Raw genomic sequence first — 18,339 nt, forward strand, 5'->3', positions numbered from 1 at the left:
CATGCGGTCCAGCATTTCAATCAGCCCGGCCTCGACCCAGCCAGCGAACTGGGTGCCAAGCCTCTACTTGTAAGCCACTGCTGCGCTTGCAGGTCCCGCCAACGGAATAATCTCGCAGCGACTAAACCCTGCCTCTTTGCACCACTCGGTGAACTGGGCGCCGGTGAAGTCAAACGCCTCGCCAAATTCGATCAGCATGTTCAGCGACATCATGAGACCGAAGCCGTTTTGCCTGCGTTCATCGTCGATGATGTTCTCGATGGCGACCAGCGCGCCGCCGGTCGGCAATGCACGATAGGCCTTGGCGATCAGCATTTTCTTGTTCTCGAGATTCCAGTCGTGAAGGATCATTCCCATCGTGATGATGTCCGCCTTGGGGAATTCGTCCGCGAAGAAGTCGATCGCCTCGGCGATGACCCGGCCGCCGAGATTGCGCTCCCTCAAGCGCCGTTCGGCGATCGGCTGCACATCGGCGAGATCGCACGTCCGACATTGCATGTGCGGATGCCGCGCCGCGACGATGGCCGAAAGCTGCCCGGTTGCGCCGCCTATATCGGCCAGCGTCTTATAGTTGGAAAAGTCGAATTTCTCGGCAAACGCCGTGAAATTGCCCATGGAGATGCCGCTCATCGCGTCCATGAACTGCTCCAGGCGCGCCGGGTCCGCATAGAGTTCGCCGAACATCGACTTGCCTGTCTCCTTGATCTCGTTTTGAGGCTTTCCGGTTTGCAATGCCGGTGTGAGATCGCCCCAGAACCGATACAGTCGTGCGTTCGCCATCTCAAGGATTCCACCGATGTATTGGGGGCTCCGCTTGACCAGGAACAGCGCGGTCGATGGCGTATTGCCGTATTTGCCGGTTTCACCGGCGCCGTCCCTCTGCAGCAATCCGAGCGCGACGAGGGTGTCGAGAAAATCATACGTTGCGCGCGGATGCAGCCTCATCGCGCCTTGCAGTTCGAGGCCCGTTTTGGGGCCGTCCGCAAGCAGCGAGAAGAGTCCCAGTTCCACGGCGCTCAACAATGTCTTGGCTGGCCAGAATCCAAAGCCAATTTGCAGTATGTGGTCTGGAGAAATTCCGTTTTGCATCTGATCCTCCCCTATCGGCGAATGCCCCGTGAGGCCACGCCGATGCGTCCCTTGAGCGGGATCATTCGATGCTACACCACGTCCACGGACGTTCACTACAGTTTTCCAATCGGAGCCGGAGCGCGTTGCCTCCCTCCCCGATTTTCCTCACCGAAACGCCCCCAGCGGATCGGCTTGCCCCGCCTTCCGCCGCGCGGCCTTGAACACCGCCGGGTCGACCTGCGCTTCCCTCAGCATCATCACGCCGTAGCGGGTCGCCGACATCAAATCGTCGCGCAGCTTCACCACCTGGCCGTCCCGGCGGTGATAGAGCCGGAACTCCTCGAACCACGGCAAAAGCGTCGCAAACACCTTGAAGCGGCCTGAATGCATGCGGTCGAGCATCTCCATCAGCCCGGCTTCGACGGAGACCGAACCGTCGGCGAACTGCGCATGGCTGACGAGCATGTTCAGCCCATGCGCTGAATACTGCCTCGCAAGTGCGGTGCCGGCACCTTCCAGCGTCTCGCGGCGGCCGTCGCGCGGCCACGCCCAAGGCAGCCATTCGCCCCATGGTTTCAGCGTCAGCGCCTGCATGGCCGGCGTCTGCTGCGAAGCTCGGCAGGCTTTCGTGACATAGACGACATCGGCCTCCGTATCCCAGGCGAGCTCGACGGCGGCCGACGGATGGTCCCAGCCGAAATCGAGGGCGCCGAGCCGCGGCCAGTAGCGCGGCAGCCGGAACGGCTCGCAGGCGATCAGCTCCTCGGCCACCGGAAAGATGCGGCCGGAGCCGAGCACCGGAATGCCCTTGGCCCGCGCCTCGCGCTCATGCGCCGGATAGGCGGCAATGATCTCGGCGCGCTGCTGCGGCGTATAATGCCCGGCATCGTCGATGGTCATGAAGGTGACGTGGCGGGTCATTGTGCGCCCTCGCGGCATTGAATCGTGGTGGCAGGCGCTGGACGTATGGTGCTGTTTGACAAAGAACTTTCCGATGGCGGGACAGCGCCCCTCTCTGTCCTGCCGGACATCTCCCCCACAAGGGGGGAGATCGGATGCCACTCCAGCTTTCGCCAACCTCCAACGTCGACTGCAAAGCGCGGCCGGTGAAATTGCCAATCTCCCCCCTCGTGGGGGAGATGTCCGGCAGGACAGAGGGGGGCGCGAAGGAACGCAACGGATGAGAAGAGCGAATGCTTCTTTCCTGAACTTGCCTCACCCCCTCCCCATCCCTCCCACCTCCCCCGCAGACAAGAACAGCAGCACCACATCGCTCATGCCGAGCAGCGGCGTGAAGGTGACGATGGTGATGCCGCCGGTGGCGTTGGTGCGGGTCAGCCCTTCGGAATAGATGTCGAGCGGCGGCTCCTCGTCGAACCAGACGCCGTGCAGCGTTTCGCCCTGCCATTTCTCGCGACCCTTCTCGTAGCTCTTGAACGACAGCACCGATTCACCGGCCTGGACGTCGCCACCGCCGCCCCAGCGCACCACGACGCTGTCGAGCGCGCCCGGCGCCCGTCCCGCCATCGTGCTGACGACGGCGTCGGCCGGGATCATGCCGGTGCCCCAGGCCGCCTGCTGCTGCGGCGGGCCGATCAGGATGCGCTGCGGGTTGTCGCGCGTGCTTTCGCCGGTGACGCCGGCCGCCCACATCCGAACCGGACAATCGAAAACCTTGCCTTGCCACCAGTCGGGATAGCGGCCGGTGAGGTGCATCGCCCATTCGGCGCCGCCGGCCCTGGTCTTGCCGAGCTGGTTGCCGGCCATGAACAGGCGCTCGCGATTGGTCGCGCCGGCTGCATGGAACTCGGCCTGCCTGGAATAGGGCCGATAGGCGGCAAGCTGGTTAGTGCGGCGCCTGCGGTCCAGCTCCGCCAGCAGGCTGAGATATTCCGTCCTTGGCGCCCGGCTGTGCGAGGCCTTTTGCGAAGCCCGGCTTCTCGAGGAACGGCCTGAGGACGGCTTCGAGGCCGCGGATGCGCTGCCTGATTTCGTCATCGCTCAATGCATCCAGATTGTTGATGTTGACATTAAGATCCTTGGGCAGCACCGACACCACGAGCTTCAGATACTGATCGGGCTTTTCGGCGCGCACCTCGGCGATGACGCCGGCGCCATGGGCGCGAAAATCGGCGCGGATCGCTTCGAGAAAGCCGTCGGCCAGCGTCTTCTTCGCCCGCTTGGTTCGGCCGGGCTTGCCGGGTGCTTGATCGTGCGGCTGCGGATCGCCGGCGGAAGGAGCCTTGGCCATGCCCTACTCCGCCGTCCCGGCGGACATCGGCTTCTTGTTGCCTGGCCGCACGATGCGCTTGCGCGGCCTGGCCTTCTTGCCGGCGCGTGCCGACTTCCGCTTCCGCGGCTGGCTTGCCGGTTTCGCATCAGTCGTCGTGCCGGGCTTCATCGCACCGGCGTCGGGCAAGGCATTCAGCCTTGCCCTGAGAATTGCCGCCGCCTTGTCGTCGAGTGCTCCCGACGGGAAGCCGAAGCCGCCGACCGCATCGACGGTACCGCCACGCACCATGCCGATCCGCACGCCGGCGGCGACCTGCTCGAAGCGGCCATGGCGGGCATAGGGTGCGGCGCCGGCGAACTCGCCAATGGCGCTGACGACCTCGCGTGCGTCATCGTCGGTGATGATGGTGGCATAGCGACTGGACATGGGGTGTTCTCTGAAATGGGCGCACGGGCGCGTTGGGAAATCTATGGACGATAGGTGGTTGCGGACCGGGATAGTCGGTCGCGCTCATCGCGCCGACATACCTCGGCAGCACACGCAACATTCGGTCGAACAGGAGCCCGAAATGAAAAACCCGCCTCGGCGGGCGGGTCGTTGGAGCCAATTGGCACCATACCCAGATTAGTAGCATAGCTGCCGGCACAAAGCAAGAACAAAATGTGGCGCGGCGGCAGAAAAATGCACTGACGACCTCGCACCCTCGTCGGTGAACGGCTGGAAGGAGGGGCGAAAAAGGCGGGCATTGCGTGAGACTTGCGTTGATGGGATGGTGGTTGCGCTTGAGGGGAACGCGTCATGGGCAATGTCACCAGTCACTACGGCAGCGACGGCATCGTCGATCGCATATTGGCCGCGATCCCGGACGCCGACCCGGCCGGAAAACTCGAGGCCGCGCAACTCTATCCATTCGATCAGCTCCATGGCCGCGAACTGATCGCCACGCGGGAGCATGCGGCCCGTCTTGCTCCTTCGCCGACAGATCGGATCCTGGATATCGGCAGCGGCATTGGCGGGCCGGCAAGATTTCTGGCCTCGACCTATGGCTGCCAGGTCGACGGCATCGACCTGACACCAGCCTTTGTCGCCGCGTCGAGCCGACTGACCGCACTCAGCGGACTGGCAGACAAGGTTCGCTTCCATCAGGCCGACGCAACGAAACTGCCTTTTGGCGACAGCACCTTCGATGCGGCGATCTGCTTCTATGTCGGCATGAACATCGAGAACAAGGCCGCGGTCATCGACGAGGCCTGGCGCGTGCTGAAACCGCGAGGCAGGCTGATCTGGACCGAAGCCGTGCTCGCCGGCGGCGAGCCCTACTATCCCATGCCCTGGGCGGTTTCTGCGGCGACCAGCCACCTCGCCGATCGGGAAAAATTGAAAACCCTGTTTGTCGATGCCGGATTTCGCATCGACGAAATCGTCGACGAAACCGGCGAACATGTTGAGCTGGCGCTGAAGAGGGCCAATTCCGGCATCGTGCCCTCGCCGGCGCAGCAGCAGGCAAATGAAGTCGTCATGGGCGCGGAATTCCTGCAGCGCCGCCGCAACTACATCCGAAGCCTGAGTGACGGAAAGCTCGCTTCGCTCGCCGTGATCGTCTCCAAACCGGCCTGAAAACAAAAACCCGCCTCGGCGGGCGGGTCGTTGGAGCCAATTGGCACCATACCCAGATTAGTAGCATAGCTGCCGGCACAAAGCAAGAACAAAATGTGGCGCGGCGACAAAAAAATGCGATTTCCTTTCAACGCCTCGCCTTGTCCGCCTCCCGATTGACCTTCCAAGAAGACCGCTAGGCTGCATTCCTTCGCGCCCCTCTCTGTCCTGCCGGACATCTCCCCCACTTGGGGGGAGATCGGCTTTCGCGCCGGCTTTCGCCAATCTCCAACGTTGCAGGAAGAGCGCAGTGCCGAAACCCAATCTCCCCACTTGAGGGGGAGATGGCCGGCAGGCCAGAGGGGGGGTACTGTCCCGGGCGCTGTCCCGCCGACTTCACAGCCGGCAACACAAGCAACGTTCGATCGAAAAGAAGCCTGAAAACAAAAACCCGCCTCGGCGGGCGGGTCGTTGGAGCCAATTGGCACCATACCCAAATTAGTAGCATAGCTGCCGGCACAAAGCAAGAACAAAATGTGGCGTTGCGACAAAAAAACCGAATTCTCTTCGGCGCCTCGCGTTGCCCGCCAGCCACTTTGTGGGCGCGAACGCAGCGTCGGCAATTGGCGCTTCCTCCATTTGCCGAGGCATCTCACCGGCCGACGAGCAGCCCCAGCCGCGGATCAGAACAGGCATTCGCGCGTTTGAACCCCAGCCAATGGGAGCAAAAGCCATGAACGTCGCCAATCTGCAACTCGAAGGCCTGCTTATGGCCATCGCATCAATCAATCAGGTTCTGGTCCGCAAGGGCGTGGTCTCTGTCGAGGACATAGACATCGCCTTGCGCAAGGCCGAAGCCAGCGAGACCAACGAGGAAAGGTCCGAAGGCATGTCGGCGTCGAGCCGCGACGCCGTCAACTTCCCGATCCGACTGCTGGAGTTGGCCAATCAATGTCAGCCGGAGACGGACATGCCGTCCTTCTCGAAACTGGCACGCATGGTCGGTCAGATCAAGGAACCTTACAACGACCAGATGTGACACCGCGATCGGAGCTGACGCGGCGATACCAGCTTTGCCGCGCCGGGGCGGCAAGACTGCTGGCGGCGACTGCTAGCGGCCCTGCAGGATCTTGATCAACTTGCTGCTGTCGGCCCCCGGCGAGGAAAGCCTGCGGTAGTCCGCGTAAGTCAGCCTGCCATTTGCAACGGCATTAAAGAGCCGGTTACAAAAGGCGCTGTCGTATTTTGCGACACTGACATTCATGATTGCTGCGTAAGTCTTTCTTTCGTTGAGCGGGGTGGACCTCTCGCGTGCAATGCATTCGTTGATCGCCACGCGCTTGGTGACAGGGCTGCCTTCAAGCGTGGTATGCATCGTGTTGAATTCGCCTTCGGTCAAGGTAGTGCAGCCGGCAAGCAGAGACGTGCCGATCATGGCGGCAGCAAAACGCGTGGCGATGTTCATGAATTCCCCCTCAAGACCCGTGTCTTGCTTAGCCCGCCGAAAGTTGGAAGTACAGAGGGAATGCAGGCGCATCTACAAAAAGCATAAACCTCGAACGCTCGTACTTTAGCTGTCGCTTTTATTGCGCGCGACCTGCGGATGGCCGGAATGACGGTACCCGGCCGCTCTCGATCGTCACGACGATGCTGGTGCGGATCGTGCTGCCGATCTGGCCCTGGTCGCGGTCATAGACCCGACCGCCATTGTCGCAGCCACCTTCTGAGCGCCTTTACGAGAACGCCGCCTCCGAGATTGGGGATCACCCCCTGCCAAGCCTCAGCGCCAGGACCCTGCCCGGCCCGTGCACGGCGGCAAACAGCAGCCCGGCCAGGAAAGTGAAGTGATCGACGAAGAAGCCGAACTCCGCCTGGTTGCCGGCCCAGTGCGACGGCCCGTGGAAGGCGAAGCCGAGGAACAGCACATAGGCGCCGGCGACGAGTGCTGCCCATGAGAAGAAGGCGCCAGTCAGGAAGCATAGAACGAGGACGACCTCGAGCAGGGCTGCGCACCAGGCCAGGAACAGCGGGAACGGAAATCCAGCCGCCGCGATATAGCCGGCGGTGGCGCCGATATCGATGAATTTGAAGATCACGGCCATCAGGAACACGGCTGCGAAGATCAGCAGGCCGATGAGGATTGCCGCGGTCTGCCACGGCGACTGAACGGTTGATTGAGCGGTTTCCAAGGTCATGATGTCCTCCCAAGAGTTACGATGGTTGTGCCCCAAGGACGCACCACCAGCCGCAAGCCCGACATCATCCCCCGAAAAACCTGCAGGATACAAGCGCGGCACCAAAGTGGCGCCTTCCCTTCTCCCCTTGTGGGAGAAGGTGTCGCCGAAGGCGACGGATGAGGGGTGCTCCAGCTTGGCGCCGGCGGCACTCCGTCCAACACCCCTCATCCGTCTCGGCGCTGCGCGCCGATCCACCTTCTCCCACAAGGGGAGAAGGAAGGTTGTACTACCCCACCTTGACCCCCGGCTTGCTGATCGGCTCCCGTACCGTTCCATACTGGCTGCCCCAGCGGTCGGTCATCGCCCAGCGTATGTCCCAGAGTTCCGGGAAGAAGCGGTGGCGGGCGCCGGCTTCCAGCAATTCGACCGGCCGGCCCTTCAGCGATTTCGCGCCGAGGCCGATCGTGCGGTGGATGAGATAGAGGTGGTTGGCACGGAATTTCTGGAACAGCTCGTCGAACTCGATCAGCGCTTCGGCAACGACATAGCTGTCGCCGTGATCGTAGCCGGTATCGTAGACATCCTCGACCGAAAGGCCGCGGTCGTCGAGGTATGACGCCTTGAAGGCCCGCCACAGATCGGGCGGCAGGCGCAGCAGCTGCTTGAAGCCCGGCGATTCCTGGCCGCTGCCATTGCCGAGCTGCAGCCGGATCTGCTGGTATTCCTTGGGCGACATGGTTTCGAGCAGGTCGAGCTGCGCCGTCATCAGCCGCATCAGCCGGTGCACGCGCGCCATCAGCGTGACGATGCGATGCGTGTCCTGCTTTTCTAGGAAATCGACGACATCGACCAGCGTATAGGCGATGAGCTTCATCCACAGCTCCTCGACCTGGTGCACGATCTGGAACTGCAACTCGTCGGCATTCACCATCTCGGCCAGCGGCTTCTGGCAGGCAAGCAGCCTGTCGCATTTGAGGTAGACGCCATAGTCGCGCATCTCAGGCGTTTCGATGCGGGCATAATAGTCCTGCTTGTCCATGGCCATGCTCCTTGCCCCGGCCGTTGGGCCGCAGGCGCTTGTTGGATCCCGGTCCCCCGAGTCTAATCGCTTTCTTGCCGAACATTGTCCCTTTCTGTTATTCGATTGGCGGGAAACGAAGGACGAAAATTGTCGCTGAAGCAGATTGGAAGAACGAATGATGCTGGACGCGGTCGACCGGAAGATCGTCGCGGCGCTCGAACGCGAGGCCCGCATCTCCTTTGCCGCGCTCGCCGATGAGGTCGGCTTGAGCAAGACGCCGTGCTGGAAGCGGGTGAAGGCGCTTGAGGACGCCGGCGTCATCCGCGGCTACTCGACCCGGATCGACCCGGCCAAGCTCGGCTTCGGCATCGAAGCCTTCATCCAGGTGTCGATCGATTTCGAACTGTCGGACGCCTTCGAGGCGGCGGTCAAAAAGCATCCGCTGATCCGCCGCTGCCACGCCACGACTGGCGAGGCCGACTATCTCCTGCAGATCGTCACCGTCGACATGATGGCGCTCGACAGGATGCTGCGCGAGGAGCTCAGCCGGCTGCCCGGCGTGCGGCGCACGATCACCTCGATGGCGATGCGCGAGATCAAGGGCGGCATCTCGTTCGCCAATGCCGTCGGGCATACGCAGACCAAGCGATAGACCGGTCAGGCCCTGGTCATCAATTCGCGTCCCAGCCGCTTCGGTTGCTCGGCGCGCAGAACCACATTTGTCGTCACCGTGCCGTAGTGGCCGATGCTGTCGACGATGCTTTCAAGATCGGGCGGTGACGGGACCACGACCTTGACCAGAAAACAATCCTCGCCGGTCACCCGCAGCACCTCGACCACCTCCGGCAATTGGGCGAACCTCTTCAGGCAGGCCTGGATATGCTCATGCGTGGTGCGCAGGCGGATGACCGCCATGGTGCCGAGCCCGAGCGCTGCCGAATTGATCACCGCCTTGTAACCGGTGATGACGCCGCGCTCCTCCAGCCGCTTCACCCGTTCCGAGGTGGCGGGCTGGGACAGTCCGACGCGGCGGCCAAGCTCGGAGATGCCGATGCGGCCATCCTCCTGCATGATCTCAATGATCGCCAGATCGGTGGGGTCGAGCCTTGGCCGATAATCGCCGTTCCGCATGATCGCCTTTAATCCATCGGATTTCGTCGCTGCTTTCCGATGATCTCTCATTCCGCCACCTGGAAGAAGACCTAGAATTGCACGCGCTGCATCAGGAAAGAAGGGCTTCGCATGACCGACTTCATCATTGTGCCGGGCATCGGCGGATCGGGCAAAGCCCACTGGCAGACACGTTGGCAGCAGGCAAACCCGGCGATGCGGCGGTTCAACCCGTCGAGTTGGGACGCGCCGGACCTCGACGACTGGGTGGCCGCGCTGGAAACGGGTGTATGCCAGGCAAGGACACCGCCGATGCTCGTCGCCCATAGCCTCGGCTGTCTGCTCATCGTACACTGGCAGCGGATCTCCCCCCGCTCTATCGGCGGCGCGTTGCTGGTCGCGGTTCCGGACCCTGCGTCGCCGGCCTTCCCCTCCTCTGCCCGGGCCTTCGCCGACGCACCGCAACAACGGCTTCGCTTTCCGTCGCTGATTGTCGCCAGCACCAACGATCCCTACGGCTCGCTGGACTATGCCAGGGCGAAATCCGAGCGATGGGGCAGCGATCTCCATATCGCCGGACCGCTTGGCCACATCAATGGCGACAGCGGGCTCGGCAACTGGCCGGCGGGAATGGAGCTGCTGACAGCTCTAAGTCAAACGCAGGCAATCGCCCGAGGCGCCGTGCTTCAGCCGTAACCGCACCAGGACGGCTATCGCGCCGCCGTCCTGATCTGGTTTGCGCCGCGCCTCAGTTCGATGCTGCGGCAGGCGTGCTGAGTTCGAGGAACGGTACGGTCGAGCCCGGGATCATCGACTTCGGCAATTCGCCGTTCCATCTCTCCGCCTTGGTCAGTTCGACCAGCAGCGGATTGTTGGCGATTGCGGCGGCGCGAGCCTTGATGGCGCTCGCGGTCGCATCGCCTTCGACCCTGGTCTTGTAGGCGCTGGCCTCGGCTTCGGCCTTGACGCTGTCGGCGCGGCCCTTGGCCTGGGTGACGGCGATATCGGCCTTGATCTTTTCCTGCTGCAGGTTCTGTTCCTGCTTCTGCACCTCGACCTGAGCCGTCATCCTGGCTTCGACCGCCTGCTCGTAGGCGTCGGAGAAGTCGATGTTCTCGACCTGCACGCTGTCGATCATCACCGGGCCGTCGGTTACCGCCGCGATGGCCTCGGCGACGTCCTTGTTGAACTTCGCCCGGTTCTGGATAACCGACACCGCGTCGTACTGGCCGAACACCGTCTTGATCTCCTGCGGTGCTTTCCTGGCAATGACACGGTCGGCCAGTGCCTCGATCGATCCATAGTTGGTGTAGACGTTGCTGACTTCGGCGGCCGGCACGTGGAAGTTGACGGTGACGCGCATGTCGGCCGGCTGCTGGTCGCGCGAATAGGCCTGCATGGCCGGCAGGCCGCTGCAATCGTTCTGGTTCTCGCAGCCCCATTTGAGCACCTGCTGGCGCAGGCTGATCTTCTCGACACGCTGTAACCACGGCAGCTTGAAATGCAGTCCGGGATCAACGACCGAACTCAGCGCTCCGTTGGTCAAGAGCACGCCGCGGTCGCCCTGGTCGATCGTGTACCAGGATCCAAACAGCGCAAAGACGCCGAGCGCCACGATGACGAGTGCGATCAGGCCGGAACCGATCGACCCCGATGCCATCCCCGGCTTGCCCTGCGGACGGCTTGAATTACCTTGCGTTTCGGTCATCACCCCACCCCAACCTGATTGCCCGTGCTGCTTTTGCCCACAATAGTGGCGGCATTGCAATCCTCTGGATATGGAAGGACCTTCGCGCCAACCGGCCGGACCGGCGGGTGGTTCTGGCTGGCTAGCGGATTTCCCCTGCAGCCGCGGCAGCGGGCTGGGACGCGTTGCCTGGCGTCTCCTTCTGCCGTTCGGCATCGGTTTTGCGCTTTGGGCAATCCTCGTAATTGTGGTCGCGCCCACCGCAGTAGGAGCAGCATTGTGCCGGCGCGTCGGGGCGAAGCATCGTTGGCATGCACAAGAATGCACGAAAACCCGACAGATTGCGAAGGCTTCGGCGCCGGCAAGGTCGATTTCACCACGGAACCGCTCGCGGCGCCTGAAAGTTATCTGCTCATTGCAACCGGAGCACAGGACATGGCCGACGACCAGAACCGCTACGAGACCGGCGCGAGGAAATATCCGGCAAAGACGAGCCCCGACGCGGCCGACGAATTTTCGCAGGATGCGGCCGGCAACAAGCCGCCTCCCGGCGGCATGGGATTGACCAGGCCGGCTGACGATTTCGACGACAGGACCCTGCATTCGGAGGGCCAGAACCCGCCGCGCGCAGCGATCCGGCCAGACGGCAAGGCCACCGCCAAGAAGCCCGGCAAGGACGCAAGACGATGAACGTCGCCAATCTCCAGCTCGAAGGATTGATGATGGCGATCGCGGCCGTCAACAACGCGCTGGTCCACAAGGGCCTGTTATCGGTCGACGAGGTCGACATGGCGTTGCGCCGCGCCGAGGCGGCGATGACCAGCGACGAGCGTCTCTATGAAGACATGTCGCCATCCAACCGCGACGCCGTCTGCTTTCCGCTCAGGCTGCTGCAGGCGGCCAACAATGCCCAGGGTGAAACCGGCGTACCGTCCTTTGCCGAACTGGCCAGGATGGTCGGCCGGACCAAGGAGCCCTATAACGACCAGATGTGATGGAGGACGCCATGGCCGACGACAAATCCAAGACCAAGCAGGATCGCAAACTGGTCTCCGGCGAAGAGCCATACGAGGTCGCTGCTTTTGCCCGCAAATACGGCATACCGCAAAGCGAGGCCGCGACCATCATCAAGCGTTACGGCCCCTCGAGGAGGAAGCTCGACGCGCATATGGCGAGCCGCAACGCCTGATCCAATTCTGGCGGCGGCCGCCGTTCACGCCGGAAGCGTCCCTGCCCTGCCGCCTTGTCGAGAGTATCGGCACCGTCAGCCGTGACCTGTCGGGTTCGCCCCTGTGGGGATTCAACGCCTGGTTTTGACAGCCGCGGAATACTCGCGCGGCGCAACAACTCATTTACCTCGACGCTGTACCAGTCCGGTGAGCAAAGCCGGGGGTCGGATGCAGGAACAATTATTGCGCTACGAATGTGTCATGGAGCCGAACGGCCGTTGGATGGTGTGGGACATCATTCACGATCTGCCGGCGCAATTTTCGGAAATCGCGCTGATCGGCCTGAGCCGTCGTGAAGCGGTTTCGCTCTGCCGGCTGCTCAACGAGACGAGCCGTTCCGAGACGCGGCAGAGCCGGGCCTCCTGAGAAGCGCGTGCGTCTCAGGCCTGCCCAAGCGCGGGGGATCTACATGCGATCGATAATATTCGGTCTGGTCTTGCTGCTGCCGGCCGCCGCCCTGGCGGAGCCGATCGAGACCCAGAAGATCATCACGGCGGCGACCGGCGACTGGAACGGCGACGGCGCCGCCGATCTGGCGATGATCGTCGAGACCGAGCCCGGCTCTCCCATGGACCTGTATTTTTTCCTCAAAGATCGCGATGGCGATTTTCTAAAACCTGCCGGGATCGTGCATGATCAGATTGACGGGGAATGGAAGGATTACGACCGGCCGGGCCCCGCCACATCCGACACTGAGCCCGAACTCACTGCGCTCCCCAACGGTTCGATCAAGCTCTATATTCCGGCGATGGAGATCGGCAGCGAGCGGACCAACAAGACGCTGACGCTCGCCTGGCGCAACGGCACGTTCGTCGTCGCCGGTTTTGCCTACGAGTATTGGGATTACATGGACGACAATGTTGCCGGCGACTGCGACTACAATGTGCTGACCGGCAAGGGCAACAGCAGCAAGAAGCTGGCGGACGGCACCACCAGGCAAGCGACCGTATCGGTCGAAGGCAAGGTCATCCCATTCGCGGAGTGGACCCCGGGCACTGGCTTCAGCGCTTGCGGAGAGTGAGAGGTTTCGGTTGCCTCACTGCAGCGGCGGCTTCCACAGCAGGCTGTTGCGATCGGCGGACTTGACGCGCAGCCAGGTTTCGCGGCCATCGCGCAGCACCCGGAGCGGGATCTCGGCACCGGCCGGACCGCTCTTCCAAAGCTTGCGATAAAAATCGGCAAGCCCATCGACCGCCGTGTCGCGGACATCCGAGATGACATCGCCCTGGCGAAGGCCCGCCTGGGCGGCTGGACCGCCCTCGGCGACGCTCATCACCACGACCTTGCCGTCGCTCTCGGCCGAGAAGGCGCCGAGCCACGGCCGCGGCGGCCTGGCGACCTGCCCGCGCGTCAGCAGATCGTCGAGGATGGGCGGCAGAAGATCGATCGGCACCACCATGTTGATGTCGGCGACCTCGCCGTTGCGGCTCATCTGCAGGCGCAGCGAACCGATGCCGAGCAGCCTGCCATCCGCGCCGATGAGGCCGGCGCCGCCCCATGAGGGGTGAGCCGGCGCCGTGAAGATCGCCTCGTCGAGCAGATATTCCCAATAGCCGGCGAATTCCTGCTTGGTGACGATCCGCGCCCGCACGGAGCGGCCGACGCCGTCGGCGAGCACGACGGGATCGCCGATCTTGGCCCTGGACGCATCACCGAGCGCAATGGCGGGCAGCCCGAGCGGCGCCAGCGCCTGCACCAGGCCGAAGCCCGACTCCTGGTCGTAGGCGAGCGCATGGGCGGGAACCACGCGCCCGTCCTGGTCGGCCAGCCAGACCTCCTCGGCCTCAGTGGTGAGATAGCCGATGGTGAGTACCAGCCCGTCGCCGCGGATGACCACGCCACTGCCCTCGCGGCGGGTGCCAAGTGTATTTGCCGTGAAGGCGTCCTCTGGCACGGTGGCGCGGACGGCCACGATGGATCGCAAAAGGGGTTCGATATTCATGCTTTGGTTCCTGGCAATGTTCGCAGGCTGATATGGGCTATAGGTATGGCGCAGGTGACCGGGCGCAAGAGGCGGCGCCGGCTTTGGCGTGGACCGGCGCCGCGCCGTTCGCGCCGGGGTTTTGCATCAGCGCCGGCAGCCCTATCTGTACCTACGGCTATCCCAAGCTGCCCTATGCAAAGTTCCTCCGCCATTACCCACGTTGATATCTGATATCCTCCCAACCCAACCCTTCCAAAGGCCTCCCAAATGAACGACTACGCAACGGACCAATACACGCCGCCAAAAGTCTGGACCTGGAACAAGGCAAATGGCGGCGCTTTCGCCAGCATCAACCGGCCGACCGCCGGCCCGACGCATGACAAGAAACTGCCGGTCGGCAAGCATCCGCTGCAGCTTTATTCGCTGGCGACACCGAACGGCGTCAAGGTGACGATCATGCTGGAGGAACTTCTGGCGCTCGGCCACAGCGGCGCCGAATACGACGCCTGGCTTATCAGGATCAACGACGGCGACCAGTTCGGCAGCGGCTTCGTCGAGGTCAACCCCAACTCGAAGATCCCGGCCATGGTGGATCGCAGTGGGAAAAAGCCGGTCCGCATCTTCGAATCCGGCTCGATCCTGCTCTACCTCGCCGAAAAATTCGGCGAATTCCTGCCGACGGAGCAGCCGGCTCGCGCCGAGACCCTGTCATGGCTGTTCTGGCAGATGGGCTCGGCGCCCTATCTCGGTGGCGGATTCGGCCATTTCTACGCCTATGCGCCGACGAAGATCGAATATGCCATCGACCGCTTCGCCATGGAAACCAAGCGGCAGATGGATGTGCTCGACCGACGCCTCGCCGAAAGCGAGTATTTAGGCGGCAGCGACTATACGATTGCCGACATTGCGGTGTGGCCCTGGTATGGCGGGCTGGCCAAGGGCCGTATGTATGACGATTCCGGCGAGTTCCTGCAGGTGGAGCAGTACAAGAACGTGCAGCGCTGGGCCGACGCCATCGACGCGCGGCCGGCGGTCAAGCGCGGCCGCATGGTCAACCGCACCTTCGGCGAGCCTTCGATGCAACTGCACGAGCGCCATGACGCCAGCGATTTCGAGACCAAGACGCAAGACAAGCTCGCGGCGGCCAAAAGCTAAGCGGACGACGCGCCGATCTCCCGCCTTGTAGGGGAGATCGGGAGCTTCGGCCGACTGCTCAAGCTCGCCTTCACCGCCGCCATCCACAGCCGGTCGATGTTGGCCAGGAATTTCTCGTCGAGTTTGTCGAGGTGCTTCCAGTACATGCCGTCCTCGAAGAGATAGCCGAGTTCCTTCTCGATCCTGTCGGCCTCCTCCGCCTGATCGAGCCGCAGGCCGGCAAGCATCTGCGCCTTCATTTCCGATATTCGCGAGGGAGAAAGCGCGCCGAGTTCATCGAGCGTCAGCCGCGGGAAGACCAGCCGGCTGCGCGGCAGGTCGGATAGGTTGACGCACAGGCAGCCGCGCCGAAGCGCATGGATGAGCAGGCGGGCCGACTTCGCCTCGAGGTTGCGCAGGGTGACGTCGTTGCGCAGCGGATCGGCGCGGCCGACGCCGTAAAAATGCGTGTTGCCGGGCTGGTCGTAGATCATGTCGCAGCCAAGGAATGCCAGCACGTCCGGCTTCTGACTGTGGATCGTCCGGTAGGCCGCCGTCATCGACATGGTGCCGCCGGCATAGACGAAGCCACCAAAGCTGTTTTGCGCCGGCACGTAATGCGAGGCGCTGAATATCTGCGCCTGCTGCAGGGGACCGCCTTGCGGCATCCGCTCCGCCGGGAAATCGCCGGCATGGACGAGGAAATCCCAGTCGGGGCGCACGCGCCAGGCGTTGTTGATGGCGACGATCTTGCCGAAGGCCTGCTTGGGCTAGGCGGCGCAGCGCACGACATCGGGGGCGCTACCGATCAGCAAGATCACGTTCGGCGTTCCGTCGATCACCACAACCCTCTCGACCGGCCGAAATGCATCTCGATGCCGCCCGGTTGAACGGCTTTATAGCCTCAACGGCCCATCGAAAACACCAGCCGGATTTAAGCTGGCATCAACAAAAGGGAGCTTGCCAGCCGGTTGTAAAATGTGGCCTTAGGCACCGTCGTACAAACAGCAGGCAGGTTTTCCCGCTAGCCCAAAAACGACGATATGAGTTGGGCGATATATATTAGTTGACTAAACTAGCGGAACGTCCAATGCACATTCCCAGAACCGAACATGTCCTGTCTAGACCATGATATCTATATGGGACATTACTACATAAGCTGAACGCGACCTCGACGGTTCGGCGGCACAGCCCTCAGACGCCGCGGCTTTGCCTCCGCGCTTTTCGCCCCGGATCCGTAGATCAACCGGACGACGAACAGGAAATATCCAACCTGCATGACGATCAAGGTCAAGATCGTCCAGGCCAGCGTCTTCCAGATTGAACCCGTCGCAAGGTAAGTCGAGATCGCCACGATGGACGATGTGGTGGTCAGCCCCACCAGGAACTGTGGAAAGTTCATGACTTTTCTGCGCCGCCCCGAAACTCGCTACAGCCGGGACGAACTCCCCTAACCCATTACCCCGGACCAACGTTTTCACTATTTCAGCAATTGCGCAAGCACCAAATAGAACAGCAGTTAACGCATGCTTCCGTGATCAAGCGCTGCATGTCAGGTCACCAAGGTGGGCTGGCTTGGACGGCGGCTGCGCGTCCCTCCTCCCCAACCAGCTCTCCATAACCCCTCACCGCCCCATCAAGCCCACGTATTCGCCACGTCTCCCCTTCCCGTGCCTCAAGATGGGACGGGCCGAGCGGCACTTTCCCTCCGCCGTCCGGCAGGTCCAGCACGTAGACGGGATTGCAGATGCCCGACAGGCGCGCACGCAAGGCGCTGACCAGCGCCTGGCCCTCGGCGATCGTGGTGCGCCGGTGCGCCATTCCGCGCACGAGATCGCCGTGGTGCAAGTAATAGGGTTTGACGCCAAGGCGATACATCAGCTCGCGGCACAGCTCTTCCAGCACCTCGACCGTATCGTTCACGCCTTTCAGCAGAACGCTCTGGTTCAGCAGCACGAAGCCGCCCTGCCGCAACGTGCGGCAGGCCCGCTCGGTCGCCTCCGTGATTTCGCGTGGATGGTTGAAATGGGTGACGACAGTGACCATCAGCCGGCCCTGCAAGGCTTGCATCAACCCGCCGGTGACGCGCGACGGCAGCGCGACGGGTACGCGAGTGTGGATGCGCAACAGCCGCACATGCTGGATCGCCTCGACACGGGCGCGGATTTCCGCCAGCGCCCTGTCCGGCAGCGATAGCGGGTCGCCGCCGGTCAGGATCACCTCGCGGATTTCCGGATGGGCCGCGATATAGGCGAAGGCTTCGTCGAGAGCTTCGCGCGTATAGCCGCGGCCGATCGACGTCAGCTGCTCCTTGCGAAAGCAGAACCGGCAATAGACCGCGCATTGATAGGTCGGGAACAACAGAACCCGGTCCGCATGTCGATGCGTCAATCTAGGCACGGGACTGAAGGCGTGGTCGGCGATCGGATCGTCGAGTTCGCCCTCCTGCTCTGCCAGTTCGTCGGGCGACGGGATGACCTGAAGCCGTATCGGATCGGCGGGGTCGTTCCAGTCGATCAGGTCGAGATAGGCCTTGGGAATGCGAACCTTGTGGCGCGTGGCCGCAGCTTCGGCCGCCGCCCGCTCGGCTGGCGACAGCGGCAGCGAATCCAGATCGCCTACATGCCGCACGCCCTCGCGAACATCGTCCCGCCATGCGGCATCCGCCTCGCGAGCGCGCCGGTCATCGGCTGCCACGCCGGCCGCATCGACCGCCATGCTGGCGTCGGGGATGTCGGGATGTGAGGTCATCGCAGGCTCCTTGAATTTCGGGCCGGGGTACAGCATTGGAGCCAGGACTTGAAGGCAATAAGCGGTGTTTGGCCGGGTTGGAGGGCGCGGCAGGAAGCCACAACCGGCCACTGATCAGAACAATCGTCCAACATAGCTGACGCAAAACATTAGCTTGCTCTTATATTAGCTTGAGCGTATACACATAAACGGCCGGTGATCTACCCCCCAACCGGTTAGGCTCGGCGCCAGTTCCCTCCCTACCCCTCAGGTCAACGACGCCGGGCCGCTCGGGGTCCGCCCGGTCGCCCGCGGTCGAGACCGGATCGTCGACCTCTTCGATGTCGATCATGCCCCTGCTCAAGCAGCACCCAACTGAACATACCAGCTGAACACATCGGCGATGCCCGCGTCTCTCGGCCTTCCC

General features: G+C 62.8%; 24 protein-coding genes and 1 pseudogene. 10 read left to right on the forward strand and 15 right to left on the reverse strand.

What is annotated here, in order from left to right; all coding sequences use genetic code 11:
- Positions 1-63: 63 nt before the first annotated feature.
- The 5 genes and pseudogenes from NKJ23_RS05275 to NKJ23_RS05295 all read right to left on the reverse strand — a co-directional run bounded on the left by NKJ23_RS05275 (position 64) and on the right by NKJ23_RS05295 (position 3,730).
- On the reverse strand, positions 64-1,185 hold the full coding sequence (locus tag NKJ23_RS05275) for a methyltransferase (protein WP_352678831.1): 1,122 nt from the start codon (positions 1,183-1,185) through the stop codon (positions 64-66).
- A 51-nt stretch (positions 1,186-1,236) separates the two neighbouring features.
- On the reverse strand, positions 1,237-1,992 hold the full coding sequence (locus tag NKJ23_RS05280; RefSeq protein ID WP_352678834.1) for a phage terminase large subunit family protein: 756 nt from the start codon (positions 1,990-1,992) through the stop codon (positions 1,237-1,239).
- Between the two features lie 330 nt (positions 1,993-2,322).
- A pseudogene (locus tag NKJ23_RS05285) lies at positions 2,323-2,952 on the reverse strand (terminase large subunit domain-containing protein); the annotation flags it as partial.
- Positions 2,918-3,322, reverse strand: coding sequence for a hypothetical protein (locus tag NKJ23_RS05290; protein WP_352678837.1), 405 nt, complete (start codon positions 3,320-3,322; stop codon positions 2,918-2,920). The gene NKJ23_RS05290 and the pseudogene NKJ23_RS05285, both read right to left, overlap by 35 nt.
- Positions 3,323-3,325: 3 nt before the next feature.
- Complete coding sequence (locus NKJ23_RS05295; protein WP_352678839.1) at positions 3,326-3,730, reverse strand: hypothetical protein; 405 nt, start codon at positions 3,728-3,730, stop codon at positions 3,326-3,328.
- Positions 3,731-4,102: 372 nt separating this feature from the next.
- Here NKJ23_RS05295 and NKJ23_RS05300 point away from each other — a divergent pair, with 372 nt between their 5' ends.
- Both NKJ23_RS05300 and NKJ23_RS05305 read left to right on the forward strand, forming a co-directional pair.
- Entirely contained in the window at positions 4,103-4,921 is an 819-nt protein-coding gene (locus NKJ23_RS05300) for a class I SAM-dependent methyltransferase (protein ID WP_352678842.1), read from the forward strand.
- Positions 4,922-5,633: 712 nt separating this feature from the next.
- Positions 5,634-5,939: a hypothetical protein gene (locus NKJ23_RS05305; protein WP_352679353.1), complete on the forward strand. Its 306-nt coding sequence runs from the start codon at positions 5,634-5,636 to the stop codon at positions 5,937-5,939.
- A 72-nt stretch (positions 5,940-6,011) separates the two neighbouring features.
- On the opposite strand, the gene NKJ23_RS05310 is transcribed toward NKJ23_RS05305, so the two are convergent.
- From NKJ23_RS05310 to NKJ23_RS05320, 3 genes are all read right to left on the reverse strand, one after another.
- Entirely contained in the window at positions 6,012-6,365 is a 354-nt protein-coding gene (locus NKJ23_RS05310) for a hypothetical protein (protein ID WP_352465355.1), read from the reverse strand.
- A 298-nt stretch (positions 6,366-6,663) separates the two neighbouring features.
- A complete protein-coding gene (locus NKJ23_RS05315) occupies positions 6,664-7,095 on the reverse strand; it encodes a DoxX family protein (protein WP_352678844.1) in 432 nt (143 codons plus the stop codon).
- 268 nt (positions 7,096-7,363) lie between these two features.
- Positions 7,364-8,116, reverse strand: coding sequence for a tryptophan 2,3-dioxygenase family protein (locus NKJ23_RS05320; protein WP_352678847.1), 753 nt, complete (start codon positions 8,114-8,116; stop codon positions 7,364-7,366).
- 157 nt (positions 8,117-8,273) lie between these two features.
- Here NKJ23_RS05320 and NKJ23_RS05325 point away from each other — a divergent pair, with 157 nt between their 5' ends.
- The gene (locus NKJ23_RS05325) at positions 8,274-8,750 is read left to right on the forward strand and encodes an Lrp/AsnC family transcriptional regulator (RefSeq protein WP_245274655.1); all 477 of its coding nucleotides are present in this window, start codon (positions 8,274-8,276) and stop codon (positions 8,748-8,750) included.
- A gap of 5 nt (positions 8,751-8,755) precedes the next feature.
- On the opposite strand, the gene NKJ23_RS05330 is transcribed toward NKJ23_RS05325, so the two are convergent.
- Entirely contained in the window at positions 8,756-9,229 is a 474-nt protein-coding gene (locus NKJ23_RS05330) for an Lrp/AsnC family transcriptional regulator (protein ID WP_352465358.1), read from the reverse strand.
- A gap of 111 nt (positions 9,230-9,340) precedes the next feature.
- Here NKJ23_RS05330 and NKJ23_RS05335 point away from each other — a divergent pair, with 111 nt between their 5' ends.
- On the forward strand, positions 9,341-9,904 hold the full coding sequence (locus NKJ23_RS05335; RefSeq protein WP_352678851.1) for an RBBP9/YdeN family alpha/beta hydrolase: 564 nt from the start codon (positions 9,341-9,343) through the stop codon (positions 9,902-9,904).
- A gap of 52 nt (positions 9,905-9,956) precedes the next feature.
- Here the strand turns inward: NKJ23_RS05335 and NKJ23_RS05340 are convergent, their stop codons facing one another.
- Positions 9,957-10,916 (reverse strand): prohibitin family protein, encoded by a 960-nt coding sequence (locus NKJ23_RS05340; protein WP_352678854.1) that lies wholly within the window; start codon positions 10,914-10,916, stop codon positions 9,957-9,959.
- Between the two features lie 300 nt (positions 10,917-11,216).
- Between NKJ23_RS05340 and NKJ23_RS05345 the strand changes: the two genes are divergently transcribed.
- The 5 genes from NKJ23_RS05345 (at position 11,217) to NKJ23_RS05365 (ending at position 13,145) form a co-directional block, all read left to right on the forward strand.
- On the forward strand, positions 11,217-11,585 hold the full coding sequence (locus NKJ23_RS05345; protein WP_352678857.1) for a hypothetical protein: 369 nt from the start codon (positions 11,217-11,219) through the stop codon (positions 11,583-11,585).
- Positions 11,582-11,890 carry a hypothetical protein gene (locus tag NKJ23_RS05350; RefSeq protein WP_023675703.1) on the forward strand — a complete coding sequence of 103 codons (309 nt, stop codon included), beginning with the start codon at positions 11,582-11,584 and terminating at the stop codon, positions 11,888-11,890. The genes NKJ23_RS05345 and NKJ23_RS05350 overlap by 4 nt, the downstream gene beginning before the upstream one ends.
- Before the next feature lie 11 nt (positions 11,891-11,901).
- Positions 11,902-12,084, forward strand: a complete 183-nt coding sequence (locus tag NKJ23_RS05355) for a DUF3606 domain-containing protein (protein ID WP_023675702.1) — start codon at positions 11,902-11,904, stop codon at positions 12,082-12,084.
- A gap of 208 nt (positions 12,085-12,292) precedes the next feature.
- Positions 12,293-12,490: a hypothetical protein gene (locus NKJ23_RS05360; RefSeq protein WP_352678859.1), complete on the forward strand. Its 198-nt coding sequence runs from the start codon at positions 12,293-12,295 to the stop codon at positions 12,488-12,490.
- 43 nt (positions 12,491-12,533) lie between these two features.
- Entirely contained in the window at positions 12,534-13,145 is a 612-nt protein-coding gene (locus tag NKJ23_RS05365) for a hypothetical protein (RefSeq protein ID WP_352645419.1), read from the forward strand.
- Positions 13,146-13,160: 15 nt separating this feature from the next.
- Here the strand turns inward: NKJ23_RS05365 and NKJ23_RS05370 are convergent, their stop codons facing one another.
- On the reverse strand, positions 13,161-14,066 hold the full coding sequence (locus NKJ23_RS05370) for a S1C family serine protease (RefSeq protein WP_352645421.1): 906 nt from the start codon (positions 14,064-14,066) through the stop codon (positions 13,161-13,163).
- A 249-nt stretch (positions 14,067-14,315) separates the two neighbouring features.
- On the opposite strand from NKJ23_RS05370, the gene yghU reads away from it, so the two are divergent.
- A complete protein-coding gene (gene yghU / locus NKJ23_RS05375; RefSeq protein ID WP_352678862.1) occupies positions 14,316-15,203 on the forward strand; it encodes a glutathione-dependent disulfide-bond oxidoreductase in 888 nt (295 codons plus the stop codon).
- On the opposite strand, the gene NKJ23_RS05380 is transcribed toward yghU, so the two are convergent.
- The 4 genes from NKJ23_RS05380 to NKJ23_RS05395 form a co-directional block, all read right to left on the reverse strand.
- Positions 15,200-15,904, reverse strand: coding sequence for a hypothetical protein (locus tag NKJ23_RS05380; protein ID WP_352678864.1), 705 nt, complete (start codon positions 15,902-15,904; stop codon positions 15,200-15,202). The genes yghU and NKJ23_RS05380 overlap by 4 nt on opposite strands.
- A gap of 428 nt (positions 15,905-16,332) precedes the next feature.
- Positions 16,333-16,584, reverse strand: coding sequence for an exopolysaccharide production repressor protein (locus NKJ23_RS05385; RefSeq protein ID WP_023675695.1), 252 nt, complete (start codon positions 16,582-16,584; stop codon positions 16,333-16,335).
- Between the two features lie 155 nt (positions 16,585-16,739).
- Positions 16,740-17,900 carry a KamA family radical SAM protein gene (locus NKJ23_RS05390; protein ID WP_502902501.1) on the reverse strand — a complete coding sequence of 387 codons (1,161 nt, stop codon included), beginning with the start codon at positions 17,898-17,900 and terminating at the stop codon, positions 16,740-16,742.
- Positions 17,901-18,093: 193 nt separating this feature from the next.
- Positions 18,094-18,264 carry a hypothetical protein gene (locus NKJ23_RS05395; protein WP_023675693.1) on the reverse strand — a complete coding sequence of 57 codons (171 nt, stop codon included), beginning with the start codon at positions 18,262-18,264 and terminating at the stop codon, positions 18,094-18,096.
- Positions 18,265-18,339 lie beyond the last annotated feature (75 nt).

The sequence above is a fragment of the Mesorhizobium sp. M0184 genome (assembly GCF_040322215.1).
GTDB lineage: Bacteria > Pseudomonadota > Alphaproteobacteria > Rhizobiales > Rhizobiaceae > Mesorhizobium.

Bases quoted from the DNA above. Each gene is read 5' to 3' on its own strand.
- NKJ23_RS05280 (WP_352678834.1), bottom strand. From the start codon at position 1,992: ATGACCCGCCACGTCACCTTCATGACCATCGACGATGCCGGGCATTAT.
- NKJ23_RS05290 (WP_352678837.1), bottom strand. From the start codon at position 3,322: ATGGCCAAGGCTCCTTCCGCCGGCGATCCGCAGCCGCACGATCAAGCA.
- NKJ23_RS05295 (WP_352678839.1), bottom strand. From the start codon at position 3,730: ATGTCCAGTCGCTATGCCACCATCATCACCGACGATGACGCACGCGAG.
- NKJ23_RS05300 (WP_352678842.1), top strand. From the start codon at position 4,103: ATGGGCAATGTCACCAGTCACTACGGCAGCGACGGCATCGTCGATCGC.
- NKJ23_RS05305 (WP_352679353.1), top strand. From the start codon at position 5,634: ATGAACGTCGCCAATCTGCAACTCGAAGGCCTGCTTATGGCCATCGCA.
- NKJ23_RS05310 (WP_352465355.1), bottom strand. From the start codon at position 6,365: ATGAACATCGCCACGCGTTTTGCTGCCGCCATGATCGGCACGTCTCTG.
- NKJ23_RS05315 (WP_352678844.1), bottom strand. From the start codon at position 7,095: ATGACCTTGGAAACCGCTCAATCAACCGTTCAGTCGCCGTGGCAGACC.
- NKJ23_RS05320 (WP_352678847.1), bottom strand. From the start codon at position 8,116: ATGGACAAGCAGGACTATTATGCCCGCATCGAAACGCCTGAGATGCGC.
- NKJ23_RS05325 (WP_245274655.1), top strand. From the start codon at position 8,274: ATGATGCTGGACGCGGTCGACCGGAAGATCGTCGCGGCGCTCGAACGC.
- NKJ23_RS05330 (WP_352465358.1), bottom strand. From the start codon at position 9,229: ATGCGGAACGGCGATTATCGGCCAAGGCTCGACCCCACCGATCTGGCG.
- NKJ23_RS05335 (WP_352678851.1), top strand. From the start codon at position 9,341: ATGACCGACTTCATCATTGTGCCGGGCATCGGCGGATCGGGCAAAGCC.
- NKJ23_RS05340 (WP_352678854.1), bottom strand. From the start codon at position 10,916: ATGACCGAAACGCAAGGTAATTCAAGCCGTCCGCAGGGCAAGCCGGGG.
- NKJ23_RS05345 (WP_352678857.1), top strand. From the start codon at position 11,217: ATGCACGAAAACCCGACAGATTGCGAAGGCTTCGGCGCCGGCAAGGTC.
- NKJ23_RS05350 (WP_023675703.1), top strand. From the start codon at position 11,582: ATGAACGTCGCCAATCTCCAGCTCGAAGGATTGATGATGGCGATCGCG.
- NKJ23_RS05355 (WP_023675702.1), top strand. From the start codon at position 11,902: ATGGCCGACGACAAATCCAAGACCAAGCAGGATCGCAAACTGGTCTCC.
- NKJ23_RS05360 (WP_352678859.1), top strand. From the start codon at position 12,293: ATGCAGGAACAATTATTGCGCTACGAATGTGTCATGGAGCCGAACGGC.
- NKJ23_RS05365 (WP_352645419.1), top strand. From the start codon at position 12,534: ATGCGATCGATAATATTCGGTCTGGTCTTGCTGCTGCCGGCCGCCGCC.
- NKJ23_RS05370 (WP_352645421.1), bottom strand. From the start codon at position 14,066: ATGAATATCGAACCCCTTTTGCGATCCATCGTGGCCGTCCGCGCCACC.
- yghU (WP_352678862.1), top strand. From the start codon at position 14,316: ATGAACGACTACGCAACGGACCAATACACGCCGCCAAAAGTCTGGACC.
- NKJ23_RS05385 (WP_023675695.1), bottom strand. From the start codon at position 16,584: ATGAACTTTCCACAGTTCCTGGTGGGGCTGACCACCACATCGTCCATC.
- NKJ23_RS05390 (WP_502902501.1), bottom strand. From the start codon at position 17,900: ATGGCGGTCGATGCGGCCGGCGTGGCAGCCGATGACCGGCGCGCTCGC.
- NKJ23_RS05395 (WP_023675693.1), bottom strand. From the start codon at position 18,264: ATGATCGACATCGAAGAGGTCGACGATCCGGTCTCGACCGCGGGCGAC.